Source organism: Streptomyces sp. NPDC043427, assembly GCF_056436655.1.
Map to the genome: position 1 here is coordinate 205993 of NZ_JBWKCC010000008.1, position 16117 is coordinate 222109.

The 16117-nt window shown below is 71.5% G+C and carries 15 protein-coding genes; 12 read left to right on the forward strand and 3 right to left on the reverse strand.

Features of this window, described 5'->3' with window-relative positions:
- From AC067M_RS16710 to AC067M_RS16745, 8 genes are all read left to right on the forward strand, one after another.
- Positions 1 to 1293 (forward strand): M50 family metallopeptidase, encoded by a 1293-nt coding sequence (locus tag AC067M_RS16710; protein WP_478697775.1) that lies wholly within the window; start codon positions 1 to 3, stop codon positions 1291 to 1293.
- Between the two features lie 170 nt (positions 1294 to 1463).
- Positions 1464 to 2621: a flavodoxin-dependent (E)-4-hydroxy-3-methylbut-2-enyl-diphosphate synthase gene (ispG, locus tag AC067M_RS16715; RefSeq protein WP_478697723.1), complete on the forward strand. Its 1158-nt coding sequence runs from the start codon at positions 1464 to 1466 to the stop codon at positions 2619 to 2621.
- A 700-nt stretch (positions 2622 to 3321) separates the two neighbouring features.
- Positions 3322 to 4170, forward strand: a complete 849-nt coding sequence (locus AC067M_RS16720) for a GNAT family N-acetyltransferase (protein ID WP_478697724.1) — start codon at positions 3322 to 3324, stop codon at positions 4168 to 4170.
- 65 nt (positions 4171 to 4235) lie between these two features.
- Entirely contained in the window at positions 4236 to 4766 is a 531-nt protein-coding gene (locus tag AC067M_RS16725; RefSeq protein WP_478697725.1) for a GNAT family N-acetyltransferase, read from the forward strand.
- Positions 4767 to 4838: 72 nt separating this feature from the next.
- Complete coding sequence (locus AC067M_RS16730; protein WP_478697726.1) at positions 4839 to 6542, forward strand: proline--tRNA ligase; 1704 nt, start codon at positions 4839 to 4841, stop codon at positions 6540 to 6542.
- A 143-nt stretch (positions 6543 to 6685) separates the two neighbouring features.
- Positions 6686 to 6934 carry a hypothetical protein gene (locus AC067M_RS16735; protein WP_478697727.1) on the forward strand — a complete coding sequence of 83 codons (249 nt, stop codon included), beginning with the start codon at positions 6686 to 6688 and terminating at the stop codon, positions 6932 to 6934.
- Between the two features lie 79 nt (positions 6935 to 7013).
- On the forward strand, positions 7014 to 7421 hold the full coding sequence (locus AC067M_RS16740; RefSeq protein WP_478697728.1) for a YciI family protein: 408 nt from the start codon (positions 7014 to 7016) through the stop codon (positions 7419 to 7421).
- Positions 7422 to 7438: 17 nt separating this feature from the next.
- Positions 7439 to 8584: an RNA polymerase sigma factor gene (locus AC067M_RS16745; RefSeq protein WP_478697776.1), complete on the forward strand. Its 1146-nt coding sequence runs from the start codon at positions 7439 to 7441 to the stop codon at positions 8582 to 8584.
- Between the two features lie 49 nt (positions 8585 to 8633).
- On the opposite strand, the gene AC067M_RS16750 is transcribed toward AC067M_RS16745, so the two are convergent.
- The 3 genes from AC067M_RS16750 to AC067M_RS16760 all read right to left on the reverse strand — a co-directional run bounded on the left by AC067M_RS16750 (position 8634) and on the right by AC067M_RS16760 (position 10681).
- Positions 8634 to 9533 (reverse strand): aminoglycoside phosphotransferase family protein, encoded by a 900-nt coding sequence (locus AC067M_RS16750; RefSeq protein ID WP_478697729.1) that lies wholly within the window; start codon positions 9531 to 9533, stop codon positions 8634 to 8636.
- Between the two features lie 56 nt (positions 9534 to 9589).
- Positions 9590 to 10054, reverse strand: coding sequence for a ferritin-like domain-containing protein (locus AC067M_RS16755; RefSeq protein WP_478697730.1), 465 nt, complete (start codon positions 10052 to 10054; stop codon positions 9590 to 9592).
- Between the two features lie 78 nt (positions 10055 to 10132).
- The gene (locus AC067M_RS16760; RefSeq protein ID WP_478697731.1) at positions 10133 to 10681 is read right to left on the reverse strand and encodes a hypothetical protein; all 549 of its coding nucleotides are present in this window, start codon (positions 10679 to 10681) and stop codon (positions 10133 to 10135) included.
- Between the two features lie 204 nt (positions 10682 to 10885).
- Between AC067M_RS16760 and rimP the strand changes: the two genes are divergently transcribed.
- The 4 genes from rimP to infB all read left to right on the forward strand — a co-directional run bounded on the left by rimP (position 10886) and on the right by infB (position 16047).
- Complete coding sequence (rimP, locus tag AC067M_RS16765; RefSeq protein WP_478697732.1) at positions 10886 to 11389, forward strand: ribosome maturation factor RimP; 504 nt, start codon at positions 10886 to 10888, stop codon at positions 11387 to 11389.
- Between the two features lie 2 nt (positions 11390 to 11391).
- Positions 11392 to 12399 carry a transcription termination factor NusA gene (gene nusA, locus AC067M_RS16770; protein ID WP_478697733.1) on the forward strand — a complete coding sequence of 336 codons (1008 nt, stop codon included), beginning with the start codon at positions 11392 to 11394 and terminating at the stop codon, positions 12397 to 12399.
- 116 nt (positions 12400 to 12515) lie between these two features.
- Positions 12516 to 12812 carry a YlxR family protein gene (locus tag AC067M_RS16775; protein ID WP_478697734.1) on the forward strand — a complete coding sequence of 99 codons (297 nt, stop codon included), beginning with the start codon at positions 12516 to 12518 and terminating at the stop codon, positions 12810 to 12812.
- A 148-nt stretch (positions 12813 to 12960) separates the two neighbouring features.
- On the forward strand, positions 12961 to 16047 hold the full coding sequence (infB, locus tag AC067M_RS16780; protein ID WP_478697735.1) for a translation initiation factor IF-2: 3087 nt from the start codon (positions 12961 to 12963) through the stop codon (positions 16045 to 16047).
- Positions 16048 to 16117 lie beyond the last annotated feature (70 nt).

Here is a 16117-nt window from a genome sequence, read left to right on the forward strand (position 1 = left end):
ATGATGATCCTCGGCATAGTCGTCTTCGTGGTCGGCCTGCTGTTCTCGATCGCGTGGCACGAGCTGGGGCATCTGTCCACGGCCAAGCTCTTCAAGATCCGCGTGCCGCAGTACATGGTCGGCTTCGGCCCGACCATCTGGTCGCGCAACAAGGGCGAGACCGAGTACGGCATCAAGGCCATCCCGCTCGGCGGTTACATCCGCATGATCGGCATGTTCCCGCCCGGCGAGGACGGCAGGGTCACGGCCCGCTCCACCTCGCCCTGGCGCGGCATGATCGAGGACGCCCGCTCGGCCGCCTTCGAGGAGCTCAAGCCCGGCGACGAGAACCGCATGTTCTACACGCGCAAGCCGTGGAAGCGCGTCATCGTGATGTTCGCGGGCCCCTTCATGAACCTGGTCCTGGCGGTGGCCCTGTTCCTCGTCGTCCTCATGGGCTTCGGCATCTCGCAGCAGACCACCACCGTGAGCTCCGTCTCCAAGTGCGTGATCGCGCAGAGCGAGAACCGCGACGACTGCCAGAAGTCCGACCCCGCCTCCCCGGCCGCGGCCGCCGGGCTCGAGGCCGGCGACAAGATCGTCTCCTTCGACGGGGTGAAGACGGACGACTGGAACCAGCTCTCCGACCTCATCCGCGCCGCCCCCGGCAAGGAGGTGCCGATCGTCGTCGACCGCAAGGGCGAGCAGGTCACCCTCACCGCGAAGATCGCCGACAACCAGGTCGCCAAGAAGGACTCCAGCGGCCAGATCGTCCAGGGCGAGTACGTCAACGCCGGCTTCCTCGGCTTCAGCGCCGCCACCGGAATCGTTCGCCAGGACTTCGACGAGTCCCTGACCTGGATGGGCGACCGCATCGGCGAGGCCGTCGACTCCATCGCGAGCCTGCCCGCCAAGATCCCGGCCCTGTGGAACGCCGCCTTCGACGGCGCCCCCCGCGAGCCGGACTCCCCGATGGGCGTGGTCGGCGCGGCCCGCGTCGGCGGCGAGATCTTCACCCTGGACATCCCGCCCACCCAGCAGCTGGCCATGGCCCTCATGCTGGTCGCCGGCTTCAACCTCTCCTTGTTCCTCTTCAACATGCTCCCGCTGCTCCCGCTCGACGGCGGGCACATCGCGGGCGCCCTGTGGGAGTCGCTGCGCCGCAACCTCGCGAAGGTGCTGCGCCGGCCGGACCCCGGTCCGTTCGACGTGGCGAAGCTGATGCCGGTGGCCTACGTGGTGGCCGGGATCTTCATCTGCTTCACCATCCTGGTGCTGATCGCGGACGTGGTTAACCCGGTCAAAATCTCGTAGTCGCACGGCGTTCGCGGCGGCCGGGAACCTTCGGGTTCCCGGCCGCCTCCCATCGAGTGGCTTCGCGGGTGGGATGTGCTCGGCGCAGCGCCCGTGCCGTAATCTCGAAGCCTGGAGCCCGCCGCTGACGGGACCTGGGCCTTGATCCACGACTTGGGGTTGCACAGCAGATGACTGCGATTTCTCTCGGTATGCCGACCGTTCCGACCAAGCTCGCCGAGCGCCGGAAGAGCCGGCAGATCCAGGTCGGTTCCGTGGCGGTCGGCGGCGACGCCCCGGTCTCCGTGCAGTCGATGACCACGACCCGTACGTCCGACGTCGGCGCCACGCTTCAGCAGATCGCCGAACTCACCGCGTCCGGCTGCCAGATCGTCCGCGTGGCCTGCCCCACGCAGGACGACGCCGACGCCCTCGCGACCATCGCCCGCAAGTCGCAGATCCCGGTCATCGCCGACATCCACTTCCAGCCGAAGTACGTCTTCGCCGCGATCGAGGCCGGCTGCGCCGCTGTCCGTGTGAACCCGGGCAACATCAAGCAGTTCGACGACAAGGTCAAGGAGATCGCCAAGGCGGCCAAGGAGCACGGCACCCCGATCCGCATCGGCGTCAACGCCGGTTCGCTCGATCGCCGCCTGCTCCAGAAGTACGGCAAGGCGACGCCGGAGGCCCTCGTCGAGTCGGCGCTGTGGGAGGCCTCCCTCTTCGAGGAGCACGACTTCCGCGACATCAAGATCTCCGTCAAGCACAACGACCCGGTCGTCATGATCGAGGCCTACCGCCAGCTCGCCGCCCAGTGCGACTACCCGCTCCACCTCGGCGTCACGGAGGCGGGCCCGGCGTTCCAGGGCACGATCAAGTCTGCGGTGGCTTTCGGCGCGCTGCTCTCCGAAGGCATCGGCGACACCATCCGCGTATCCCTCTCGGCCCCGCCGGTCGAAGAGGTCAAGGTCGGCAACCAGATCCTCGAGTCCCTCAACCTCAAGCAGCGTGGCCTCGAGATCGTCTCCTGCCCGTCCTGCGGCCGCGCCCAGGTCGACGTCTACAAGCTGGCCGAGGAGGTCACCGCCGGCCTCACCGGCATGGAAGTCCCCCTCCGCGTCGCCGTCATGGGCTGCGTCGTCAACGGCCCCGGCGAGGCCCGCGAGGCCGACCTCGGCGTCGCCTCCGGCAACGGCAAGGGCCAGATCTTCGTCAAGGGCGAGGTCATCAAGACCGTCCCCGAGTCCAAGATCGTCGAGACCCTCATCGAGGAGGCCATGAAGCTGGCCGAACAGATGGAGGCAGACGGAGTCCTCTCGGGCGAGCCGTCGGTGTCGGTGGCTGGCTGAGGGCCTTTCCAGCACCGCCCGGCGACATCAGTCGGTGAGCTCGGGCGCGTCGGTTGCTGGTCTCAACCCCTGGGCTCGGGGGCGCCGGTTGCTCGTCTCAGCCCTCTGGGCTCGGCGGCGTCGGTTGCTCGCTGTGAGCCCTTTTCTTGGGGTGCGGTCGGTGAGGTTCAGCTCCGTGGGCTTGTGGGTATCGGTCGTTGGCTTCGGCCGGTTGGCCTGGGGTGCGGTCGGTGTCGTCCGGCCCGGGGGCTTGGGGGCGCCGGTCGCTGACATCGGCCCGTAGGGCGTGGGAGCCGCGGTCGGTGATGTCGGCCCGTCGGGCTTGGGACGTCAGCCGGTGACATCAGCCCGTCGGGCGTTGGAGCGTCGGGCGATGACGTCAGGCCGGGGGCTTTCGAGCGCCGGGAGGCGAAATTCGGCCGGTCCGGCGTCTGGAAACGAGCGTTTGCCGCCCCGAACTCTGCCCACCCATAGGGGGCGCTGCCTTTGGGGCGCCGGTCCAGGCAATCCCAGCCCGTCCGGCGTTCGAGGACGAGGCCGTGAGGCCGACGGCGGGGGTCTGGGGGCGGCAGCCCCCAGGGGCGGGACACCAGGCCCACGCCCACCGGCAAGCGAGCGGTACCACCCACAGGGCGGCGCGCCCCAGCTTCCGCAGGTACAGTGCGGAGATCAGCAGACCCCAAGGTGTGAGGCCCCGCACGTGTTGACCCAGACGACTTCCCGGGTCCTCGAACCGAGCGACCTGGACGCCGCGCTCGCCGTCCTCGACCGCGAGCCCGTCGCGAACGCCTTCGTGACGTCCCGCGTCCAGGTCGCGGGCCTCGACCCCTGGCGGCTGGGCGGCGAGATGTGGGGTTGGTACGAGGACGGCATGCTCACGTCCCTCTGCTACGCCGGCGCCAACCTCGTCCCGATCTGCGCCACCCCGCGCGCCGTCCGCGCCTTCGCCGACCGCGCCCGCCGCGCCGGCCGCCGCTGCTCCTCCATCGTCGGCCCCGCCGCACCCACCGCCCTGCTGTGGCGCCTCCTGGAACCGCACTGGGGCCCGGCCCGCGAGACCCGCGCCCACCAGCCCCTCATGGTCACCGACCGCATGCCCACCCACATCGCCCCGGATCCGTACGTCCGCCGTATCCGCAAGGACGAGATGGAGACGATCATGCCGGCGTGCGTGGCCATGTTCACCGAGGAGGTCGGCGTCTCCCCGCTCGCCGGTGACGGCGGCCTCCTCTACCAGGCCCGCGTCGCCGAACTCGTCGGCTCCGGCCGCTCGTTCGCCCGCCTCGACGAACACGGCAAGGTCGTCTTCAAGGCGGAGATCGGCGCCGCCACGGCCCAGGCCTGCCAGATCCAGGGCGTCTGGATCGCCCCCGAACACCGGGGCAAGGGTCTCGCGGCCCCCGGCATGGCAGCGGTCCTGCGCTACGCACTGGCGGACGTGGCCCCGGTGGTGAGCCTGTACGTCAACGACTTCAACACGGCGGCGAGAAGGACGTACAGCCAAGTGGGCTTCCAGGAGGTCGGCGCCTTCATGAGTGTCCTGTTCTGATCGCCGCCGACCCCGTACAACCCGCGCCCGGCCGTAAAGCCGAACCCCCCTGTAGGCTCCCCGACATGGACCTCGTGATCGGCCCCCTGGACCTCTCAACCCACGTGGACGAGGCCCTGGCTGTCCAAGCGGTGGCCTTCGGCCTCGGCCCGGAAGAAGTGGCCGTACGCCGCCAGATCGTCCTCCGCCACATGGCCTACCCCGGCGCGAGAGCCCTCGGCGCCACAACGGCCGGCCGCCTCGTCGGGTTCGTCTACGGCATGCCCAACGACCGTACCCACTGGTGGTCCACCGTCGTGGAGCCCTACCTCCGCGCCCAGCACCACGACGACTGGCTCGACGGCTCCTTCGTCATCACCGAGCTGCACGTCCACCCGGCCTACCAGAACAAGGGCATCGGCCGCTCCCTGATCACCAGGATCACCGACAGCGCCGCCGAACCCCGCTCGATCCTCTCCGCGATCGACGTCGAGAGCCCGGCCCGCGGCCTCTACCGCTCCCTCGGCTACGTCGACCTCGCCCGCCAGGTCCTCTTCCCCAGCGCCCCGAAGCCGTACGCGGTGATGGGCGCCCCTCTGCCCCTGCGCCGCCGATAACGGATTTCCACCGGAACCGGCCCCCCGGCTAACCTCCAAGCCATCACCCTTACGCAGCAGGAGTACGGAACCATGGCGAACGCACCGGTCCAGCGCATGTCCCAGTTGATGGCGAAGACGCTGCGCGACGACCCGGCCGACGCCGAGGTCCTCAGCCACAAGCTGCTCGTCCGCGCCGGGTACGTCCGCCGCACCGCGGCCGGCGTGTGGACGTGGCTGCCGCTCGGCAAGAAGGTCCTCGCCAACGTCGAGCGGATCGTCCGCGAGGAGATGGACGCGATCGGCGCCCAGGAGGTGCTGCTCCCCGCCCTGCTGCCGCGTGAGCCGTACGAGGCGACCGGCCGCTGGGACGAGTACGGCCCGGAGCTCTTCCGCCTGCAGGACCGCAAGGGCGGCGACTACCTCCTCGGCCCGACCCACGAGGAGATCTTCACGCTGATCGTGAAGGACCAGGCGTCCTCCTACAAGGACCTGCCGGTCATCCTGTACCAGATCCAGACGAAGTTCCGTGACGAGGCCCGCCCCCGCGCCGGCATCCTGCGCGGCCGTGAGTTCCTGATGAAGGACTCCTACTCCTTCGACCTGGAGGACGAGGGCCTCGCCCGGTCGTACGCCCTGCACCGCGAGGCCTATCAGAAGGTGTTCGCGCGCCTCGGCCTCGACTACCGCATCTGCGCGGCGACCGCCGGCGCGATGGGCGGCTCGAAGTCGGAGGAGTTCCTCGCCCCGGCCGGCGCCGGCGAGGACACCTTCGCGGACTGCCCGAACTGCGACTTCGCGGCGAACACCGAGGCGATCACGTACGAGCTGAAGCCCGTGGACGCTGAGGGCGTACCGGCCGCCGAGGACATCCCGACCCCCGACACCCCGACCATCGAGACCCTCGCGGCCCACCTCGGCGTGGCGGCCTCCGCCACCCTCAAGAACCTCCTCGTGAAGGTCGACGGCGAGATCGTGGCCGTCGGCGTCCCCGGTGACCGCGAGGTCGACATGGGCAAGGTGGAGGCGCACTTCGCGCCGGCCACGGTCGAGCTGGTGACGGCGGAGGACTTCGTCGGCCGCCCGGACCTGGTCCGCGGCTACGTCGGCCCGCAGGGCCTGGGGGAGAAGGTCAAGTACCTCGCCGACCCGCGCGTGGCCCCCGGCACCGCCTGGATCACCGGCGCCAACAAGGAGCACACGCACGCGAAGAACGTCGTCGCGGGCCGTGACTTCGAGGTGGACCAGTACGTCGACGTCGTGGTCGTCCAGGAGGGCGACCCCTGCCCGAAGTGCGGCACCGGGCTCAAGCTGGACCGCGCCATCGAGATCGGCCACATCTTCCAGCTGGGCCGCAAGTACACCGACGCCCTCAAGCTCGACGTCCTCGGCCAGAACGGCAAGCCGGTCCGCGTGACCATGGGCTCCTACGGCATCGGCGTCTCCCGCGCGGTCGCGGCCCTCGCCGAGCAGAGCGCCGACGACAAGGGCCTGTGCTGGCCCGCCGAGGTCGCCCCGGCCGACGTGCACGTCGTCGCCGCCGGCAAGGCCCTGCAGATCGAGCTCGCCCTCGAGGTCTCCGAGAAGCTGCGGTCGGCCGGCCTGCGCGTCCTGGTCGACGACCGGGCCGGCGTCTCCCCGGGCGTGAAGTTCACGGACTCCGAGCTGATCGGCGTACCGAAGATCCTGGTGGCGGGCCGCCGCTCCGCGGAGGGCGTCCTGGAGCTCAAGGACCGCAGGACGGGCGAGCGCGAGGAGCTCACCGTGGACGAGGCGATCGCACGCCTCACCGCCTGATGTAAAGGCACCTGTACCGCGCGGATGCCGGCGGAGGCGGCATCCGTGCGGGGTCCTGGTGAGCCTGGGCGGCGACACCTCCGCCCGCCGGGGAGCCCCCGGCGGGCGGCTGGCAGATCCGCGTCCAGGACGCCACCGGCCCCGTGGACGAGACGCCCGCGCGGGGCCCGTACGCCACGGCCGGTCTGCGCGGCGGCGGTCCGGCCACGTCCGGTACGACGGCCCGTCGCCGGCGGCGCGGTGGCCACGACCTGCATCCACATCGTGGCCCCGAGCACCGGGCGGCCCGTCCGCTCCCCGTGGCGCACGGTGTCCGCGTCGCAGCGGCCGACTGCCCGGCGCTCGCCGGCAGACGGGGGTCCGACTACTCGCAAAAAAATTTCCGCCAGTGATGTCGAGAACCCGCGTCCGGCTCCGTCCCCGTGGTGAAGGCGGCCACAATGGGCCGCACCAGCACCCAGGAGACACACCATGGCCAAGTACCTGCTGCTGAAGCACTACCGCGGCGCCCCGGCTCCGGCGAACAACGTGCCGATGGACCAGTGGACGCCGGAGGAGATCTCGGCGCACATGCAGTACATGCAGGACTTCGCGGCCCGGCTCGAGAAGACCGGCGAGTTCGTCGACGGCCAGGCACTCGCCCCCGAGGGGCAGTGGGTCCGGTACGACGGTGAGGGGCGCCCGCCGGTCACCGACGGCCCGTTCGCCGAGACCAAGGACCTCATCGCCGGCTGGATGATCATCGACGTCGACAGCCACGAACGCGCCGTCGAGCTGGCCGGGGAACTGTCGGCCGCGCCCGGGGCGGGCGGGAAGCCCATCCACGAGTGGCTCGAGGTACGCCCCTTCCTGGCCGCGCCGCCCACCATCACGGATTGACCTCTCAGGTGTCCCAGATGAACGAGGCCCTGCTCCGGAGTCTCACGCCGAGCGTCCTCGGAATCCTCGTCCGCCGCGGAGCAGACTTCGCGGCGGCCGAGGACGCCGTGCAGGACGCGCTGGTCGAGGCGGTCCGCGTCTGGCCGTCCGACCCGCCCCGTGACCCGAAGGGCTGGCTGGTCACCGTGGCCTGGCGCAAGTTCCTGGACGCGACCCGGGCGGACGCCGCCCGCCGTCGGCGCGAGGACCGCGTCGACGAGGAGCCCGCGCCCGGGCCCACGCCCGACGCGGACGACACGCTCCAGCTCTACTTCCTCTGCGCCCACCCCTCGCTCAGCCCGTCCTCCGCCGTCGCCCTCACCCTGCGCGCCGTCGGCGGGCTCACCACCCGCCAGATCGCCCAGGCGTACCTCGTCCCCGAGGCGACGATGGCGCAGCGCATCAGCCGGGCCAAGCGCACCGTCTCCGGCGTGCGGTTCGACCAGCCCGGCGATGTCGCCACCGTGCTGCGCGTCCTCTACCTGGTCTTCAACGAGGGCTACTCCGGGGACGTCGACCTCGCCGCCGAGGCCATCCGGCTCACCCGGCAGCTCGCGGCCGCGATCGACCACCCCGAGGTGGCGGGCCTGCTCGCCCTCATGCTGCTCCACCACGCCCGGCGCGCCACCCGGACCGGGCCCGACGGCAGCCTGGTGCCGCTCGCCGAGCAGGACCGCGGCCGGTGGGACACCGGGTCGATCGCCGAGGGCGTCGAGATCCTGCAGGCGGCCCTCGCCCGCGACCGACTGGGCGAGTTCCAGGCCCAGGCGGCCATCGCGGCACTCCACGCCGACGCGCCCACCGCAGAGGAGACCGACTGGGTGCAGATCGTCGAGTGGTACGACGAGCTCGCGCGCCTGACCGACAGCCCCATCGTCCGGCTCAACCGCGCGGTGGCCGTCGGCGAGGCCGACGGACCGCGCGCCGGCCTGGCGGCGCTCGCCGCGCTGAACGACGCACTGCCCCGCCACACCGCTGTGGCGGCCTACCTCCACGAGCGCGACGGCGACCTCGCGACCGCGGCACAGCTGTACGCCGAGGCGGCCCACAAGGCATCCAACCTCGCCGAACGCGACTACCTGACACGCCAGGCCGCACGGCTCAACACCCGCCGCGGTCGCTGACGGTTCGGCTGTTGGTGACGCGGCTCGCCCAGGACACCCCCGAGCCGCCCTACAACCAGCCCGCGAACTCCAGCAGCAGCTCCGCATCCTGCGGCCGCCCGACCCTTCGCGCCCGCACCCCGGACTCCACGGCCCGGAACAGCGTCCAGCCCCGCAGTCGTTCCTGGTCCACGTCCAGCGACTCGGCGAGGCGCTTCACCCGGCGCCGGGTCGTCGCGGCGCCGGAGGGTGAGGCGATCAGGTCCTCCACGCGGTCCCGGACCAGTCGGGCCAGGTCGAAGGCACACTCGCCGACCACCGGATCGGGGCCCACGGCGAGCCACGGCATCCGCTCACCCGAAAGCACCTTGCTCTGCCGGAACGTGCCGTGCAGCAACCGGTGCTCGGGCGGCGCGGCCAGGAGTTCCTCCCGGGCCCCGAGGGCCGCGTCGACGAGCGGCGCCACCTCGGCGTCGGCCGCCGCGCTCGCCCGCATCGCCTCGGCCTGCCGCCCGGTCCGCTCCGCGACCGTCTCGAAGGTGTGCCCGTCCGGCGGCTCCACCCACAGCCGGCGCAACGTCCCCGCTGCCTCCAGCAGCGCCTTCGCCTCCGGCAGGGACCGCACGGACACGTCCGGATGCAGCCGCTCCAGGAGCAGCACACCCGGGGTCGTCACCGGCTCGATGAGCTGTACGGCGCCCAGGCCGCCCCAGTGCGCCAGCGCGGCCCGCTCGCTCTCCGGCCGTGCCCGGGGCGGGGCCAGCTTCAGCACGGCAGGCGTCGCGTCAGCCCGCCGTACGAGCACGACCAGGCTGCTGCGGCCACCTGGCACCTGCACCCGCTCCACGGTCAACTCGCGTAGAGCGATGGCCTGTTGGACCGCCGCAGGCAGCTTCTCCAACCAGTCGTCACCGTCCGGTGCGGTCTCACCGAGCGCCCGCACCAGACGCCGCGGCGGTTCGAAAGCCATACGCGAGTCGCTCCCTTTCTGTCCGGTCCCGTCCGGTCCCGTCCGGTTCCTCCGGTTCACACCGGCGGTGCCGCCGACACCGAGGCCTTACCGGCCCGCTCGGCGAGCCCAGGGAAGGCTACGCTCTCCCCGCGCCAGCGCACCGCCCGCACCGCCGCCTCCCGCAGTGCCGTGGCCGCCTCACGCCGCCGCGCGTCCCCGGTCGCCCGGACCAGGTCCGAGTAGACCCCGGCCACGCGTTCCTCCAGCTCGCCGGCGAGCCGGACCGCCGTCGCCGAGTCCGACACGGGGAAGGGGAGCACGTACCCGGCGCTCGCGGCGACCGGCGCGGCGCCCAGGTCGCGCAACTCGCGCACCAGCGCGTCACGGCGCGCCCGGTGAGCGTCGTACGCAGCCCGCGCCTCAATGCGCCGCCCTTCCTGGATCCGCCCGCCGACGACCCCGTACCCGTACACGGCCGCATGCTCCGCCGCGAGCGCCGCCTGCAACGCCCGCAACTCCCGGTCCTTCGCCTCGCTCACCCGACACCCTCCATCAGCTCGACGCCGTACACCCCGGTCACCCGGCACACCTCGCTCACCCGACGCCGTTCGCCCCGCTCACGGGGCACTCTCCGTCAACAGATACGCGTGCGCCGCCCCGGCCGCAGCCACCGACGCCAGCAGGCGGGCCAGCTCGCCCGGTACGGTCGCGAGCGCCGTGGTCCGCCGGTCCGCCAGAGTTCGCTCGGCGGCGGCGAGGTCGGCGAGGGCGTCCTTCTCGTTCCCCGGGACGGACGCCGTGGGCGATACCGAAGGGGACGCCTTGGAACCCGCCCCGGGCGACGGAGAAGCTGTCGGCGACCCCGACCCGCCCGCGTCCCCGAACGCCTCCCTGTGCCGCACGGCCTCCGCCCGCAGCGGTCGCAGTCGCTCCGCCAGTGCAGGATGGACGGTGATCACGGCGTCGTACCGCTCCACCAGCCTTGCACTGTCCCGGGCCGCACGCGCGCGTGCCCGCTCGGCAGCCGAGGGACCACGGCGTGTGCCGCTGTCGGAGTCGTCGTCGGGGGAGGAGCAGCCCACGAGCAGGGCGGCCCCGGCGGCCGAGGCGAGCAGGGCTCTTCTGCGCGGCCCCGAGGGGGTGCGCGACGGCGAGGGGAACGGCACGGCAGACGTCCTCGGGGAACTCGTACGAAAGAAAGACCACGACGGGCGGCACGCCCGTGATCACCGTACCCGCGGTATCGCCCGTCGCCACTCACCGGCACCGCCCGTGCACAGGTGGACGGCAACACTCCCCGCGACCGGATACCCTTTGACCTGACACGCGACCCATCCCACAACAGCACACGCGGCCGAGGAGTCACCCGGATGAGCACCACCCAGAGCGAGAGGCTGCGAGAACTGCTGGAACCGCTCGTCACCTCCCAGGGCCTGGATCTCGAAGAGATCGCCGTGGACTCCGTCGGACGCAAGCGGGTGCTGCGCGTCGTCGTCGACTCCGACACGGGTGCGGACCTGGACCAGATCGCCGATGTGAGCCGCGCGCTCTCGGCGAAGCTCGACGAGACGGACGCGATGGGCGAGGGCGAGTACACCCTCGAGGTCGGCACGCCGGGCGCGGAGCGCCCCCTCAAGGAACACCGGCACTATGTGCGCGCCACGGACCGGCTGGTGAAGTTCCAGCTGGTCGAGGGCGGCGAACTGGTCGCCCGGATCATCGAGGTCGACGACGACGGGATCGACGTCGAGGTGCCCGGAGTCAAGGGCCGCAAGGCCACGACCCGCAGACTCGCCTTCCCGGACATCGACAGGGCGCGCGTCCAGGTCGAGTTCAATCGCAAGGACAAGAACGAGAAGGAAGAGGAGGCGTAGCCGTGGACATCGACATGAGCGCCCTGCGGGGCTTGGTACGGGAGAAGGAGATCTCCTTCCCCCTGCTGGTCGAGGCGATCGAGTCGGCCCTCCTCATCGCCTACCACCGCACCGAGGGAAGCCGCCGTCACGCGCGCGTGGAGCTCAACCGGGAGACCGGACATGTGACCGTGTGGGCGAAGGAGGACCCCGAGGACCTCGAGGAGGGCCAGGAGCCCCGCGAGTTCGACGACACGCCGTCCGGCTTCGGCCGTATCGCCGCCACCACGGCCAAGCAGGTGATCCTGCAGCGCCTGCGCGACGCCGAGGACGACGCGACGCTGGGTGAGTACGCCGGCCGTGAGGGCGACATCGTCACCGGCGTGGTGCAGCAGGGCCGCGACCCGAAGAACGTGCTCGTCGACATCGGCAAGCTGGAGGCCATCCTGCCGGTGCAGGAGCAGGTGCCGGGGGAGACGTACCAGCACGGGATGCGGCTTCGGTCGTACGTCGTCCGGGTGGCGAAGGGCGTGCGGGGACCGTCGGTCACCCTCTCGCGCACGCACCCCAACCTGGTGAAGAAGCTCTTCGCGCTGGAGGTGCCGGAGATCGCCGACGGGTCCGTCGAGATCGCCGCCATCGCGCGTGAGGCCGGCCACCGTACGAAGATCGCCGTCCGGTCCACCCGTTCGGGCCTGAACGCCAAGGGCGCCTGCATCGGCCCCATGGGCGGGCGGGTGCGCAATGTGATGGGCGAGCTGAACGGTGAGAAGATCGACATCGTCGACTGGTCGGACGACCCGGCCGAGATGGTCGCGAACGCCCTGTCACCCGCTCGAGTGTCCAAGGTGGAGGTCGTCGACCTCGCGGCCCGCTCCGCGCGCGTGATCGTGCCGGACTACCAGCTGTCGCTGGCGATCGGCAAGGAAGGGCAGAATGCCCGGCTTGCGGCCCGTCTGACCGGCTGGCGGATCGACATCCGGCCGGACACCGAGCAGCCGTCCGAGCAGGCGCCCGGGCAGCCCTCGTAGGGGTGCACGGACCGGCGGGGGAATAGATCCCAGCCGCAGCCCGCTTAGATCACGACAACAACCGTTCGATTCCTGCCCCAAAGGGGTGAGGTCGGTGCGGGGAGGTAGACTTAACAGTGTCTGGCCGGACGCATGCCCGAGCATGCCCTGAGCGCACCTGTGTGGGGTGCCGGGAGCGAGCGGCCAAGGACGATCTGCTGCGGACCGTGGCGATCAAGGACGCATGCGTCCCCGATCCTCGCGGTACGCTGCCCGGCCGGGGTGCGTACGTACACCCCGCCCTGGTCTGTCTCGACCAGGCGGTACGCCGTCGGGCGTTCACGCGGGCACTGCGCGCCCCGGGACCGCTCGACACAAAGGCGTTGCGCCGACACATCGAGCGGACAACAGTTGCCGAGCAGGCAACGCCGTAAGACGTGCCGCACGGAAGCCCCCGTGCGGTTCTGGTACCTCGCGAGTCGAAAGCAGGTCGAGATTGCGATGAGCACTCGATGAGTACGCGATGAGTACGCCCATGAACTAGCGACGGTCCGGACGCAACCCGGACCTCAAAGGAGCGAAGTGGCTAAGGTCCGGGTCTACGAACTCGCCAAGGAGTTCGGTGTCGAGAGCAAGGTCGTCATGGCCAAGCTCCAGGAACTCGGTGAATTCGTCCGTTCGGCGTCTTCGACGATCGAAGCGCCCGTCGTACGCAAACTGACTGACGCCTTCCAGGGCGGTGGCAACGGCAAGTCCGCCGCGAAGCCCGCCCCGCGCAAGGCCGCCCCCAAGCCCGGCGCGCCCTCCCCGGCGCAGTCGGCACGTCCGGCTGCCCCGCGGCCGGCCGCACCCAAGCCCCCGGCTGCCCAGCAGCCCGCGGCTCCGTCGGCTCCGACGACCCCGTCGGCCCCGGCGCCGACCCCTTCGCCGGCCCCCGGCCCGCGTCCGGGCCCCAAGCCCGCGCCGCGTCCGGCCCCGGCCGCGCCGGAGTTCACCGCTCCGCCGTCGGCCCCGGCTGCGTCCGGTCCCAAGCCCGGCGGTGCCCGTCCCGGCCCCGGTGCCCCGAAGCCCGGCGGTCGTCCCGCCGCGCCCGGTCAGGGTCAGGGCCAGCGTCCCGGTGGCCAGGGCCAGCGTCCCGGCGGTGGCCAGGGCCAGCGCCCCGGTGCCCGTCCGTCCGGTCCGCGTCCGGGTAACAACCCCTTCACCTCCGGCGGCAACGCCGGCATGGCGCGCCCGCAGGCGCCCCGTCCGCAGGGCGGCCCGCGCCCGGGTGGTCCCGGCGGCGCCCCCGGCGCCGGCGCCGGTCCCCGTCCGCAGGCTCCCGGTGGCCAGGGCGGCGGTCCCCGTCCGCAGGCTCCGGGCGGCTCGCGTCCGACCCCGGGCGGTATGCCTCGTCCGCAGGGCGGTCCTCGTCCCGGCGGCGGCCCCGGCGGCCCGCGTCCCAACCCCGGCATGATGCCGCAGCGCCCGGCTGCCGGCCCGCGTCCCGGCGGCGGTGGCCCCGGTGGTCGCGGTCCCGGTGGCGGTGGCGGTCGCCCCGGTGGCGGTGGCGGCGGTCGTCCCGGTGGCGGCGGCGGCTTCGCCGGTCGTCCCGGTGGCGGTGGCGGCGGCTTCGCCGGTCGTCCCGCGGGTCCCGGTGGCGGTGGCGGCGGCTTCGCCGGCCGTCCGGGTGGTCCCGGCGGTGGCGGCGGCGGTCGTCCCGGCTTCGGTGGTCGTCCCGGCGGTCCCGGCGGCCGTGGTGGCACGCAGGGCGCCTTCGGTCGTCCCGGCGGTCCCGCGCGTCGTGGCCGCAAGTCGAAGCGGCAGAGGCGCCAGGAGTACGAGGCCATGCAGGCCCCGTCGGTCGGCGGCGTGATGCTGCCTCGCGGCAACGGCGAAGCCATTCGCCTGTCGCGCGGTGCGTCCCTCACCGACTTCGCGGAGAAGATCAACGCCAACCCGGCGTCGCTCGTCGCGGTCATGATGAACCTCGGCGAGATGGTCACGGCCACGCAGTCCGTCTCCGACGAGACGCTGCAGCTCCTCGCCGGCGAGATGAACTACACGGTTCAGATCGTCAGCCCCGAGGAGGAGGACCGCGAGCTGCTCGAGTCCTTCGACATCGAGTTCGGCGAGGACGAGGGCGACGACGAGGACCTGGTGGTCCGCCCGCCGGTCGTCACCGTCATGGGTCACGTCGACCACGGTAAGACCCGACTGCTCGACGCCATCCGCAAGACGAACGTCATCGCGGGCGAGGCCGGCGGCATCACCCAGCACATCGGTGCCTACCAGGTCTCGACCCAGGTCAACGAAGAGGACCGCGCGATCACCTTCATCGACACCCCGGGTCACGAGGCGTTCACCGCCATGCGTGCCCGTGGTGCCCGGTCGACGGACATCGCGATCCTGGTCGTCGCGGCCAACGACGGCGTCATGCCGCAGACGGTCGAGGCCCTCAACCACGCCAAGGCGGCCGAGGTCCCGATCGTCGTCGCGGTCAACAAGATCGACGTCGAGGGCGCCGACCCGACCAAGGTGCGCGGCCAGCTCACCGAGTACGGGCTGGTGGCCGAGGAGTACGGCGGCGACACCATGTTCGTCGACATCTCCGCCAAGCAGGGTCTGCACATCGACTCCCTGCTGGAGGCCGTCGTCCTCACCGCCGACGCCTCGCTCGACCTGCGGGCCAACCCGCACCAGGACGCGCAGGGCATCTCGATCGAGTCCCGTCTCGACCGCGGCCGTGGTGCCGTGGCGACGGTCCTCGTCCAGCGAGGCACGCTGCGGGTCGGCGACACGATGGTCGTGGGCGACGCCTACGGTCGTGTGCGCGCCATGCTCGACGACAACGGCAACAATGTCGCCGAGGCCGGCCCGTCGACGCCGGTCCAGGTCCTGGGCCTGACCAACGTCCCGGGTGCGGGTGACAACTTCCTGGTGGTCGACGAGGACCGTACGGCCCGTCAGATCGCCGAGAAGCGTGCCGCCCGCGAGCGCAACGCGGCCTTCGCCAAGCGCACGCGTCGTGTCTCCCTCGAGGACCTGGACAAGGTGCTCAAGGCCGGCGAGGTCCAGCAGCTCAACCTCATCATCAAGGGTGACGCTTCTGGTTCCGTCGAGGCCCTCGAGTCCTCCCTGCTCCAGCTGGACGTCGGCGAAGAGGTCGACATCCGCGTCCTGCACCGCGGTGTCGGTGCGGTCACGGAGTCGGACATCGACCTGGCGATGGGCTCGGACGCCATCGTGATCGGCTTCAACGTCCGTGCGGCCGGCCGTGCCGCGCAGATGGCCGAGCGTGAAGGCGTGGACGTCCGCTACTACTCGGTCATCTACCAGGCGATCGAGGAGATCGAGGCGGCCCTCAAGGGCATGCTCAAGCCGGAGTACGAAGAGGTCGAGCTCGGCACGGCGGAGATCCGCGAGGTCTTCAAGTCGTCCAAGCTGGGCAACATCGCCGGTGTCCTGGTCCGCTCCGGCGAGGTCAAGCGCAACACCAAGGCGCGCCTCATCCGCGACGGCAAGGTGGTCGCGGAGAGCCTCACCATCTCCGGTCTGCGCCGCTTCAAGGACGACGTCACCGAGATCCGCGAAGGGTTCGAGGGCGGTATCAACCTCGGCAACTTCAACGACATCAAGATCGACGACGTCATCGCGACGTACGAGATGCGGGAGAAGCCGCGCGTGTAAGCGCTCGGGCTTCCGTTTCTGAGACGGTCCGGTCCGGGGCCGGTCGGCGGAGAGTAAACTCCGTCGATCG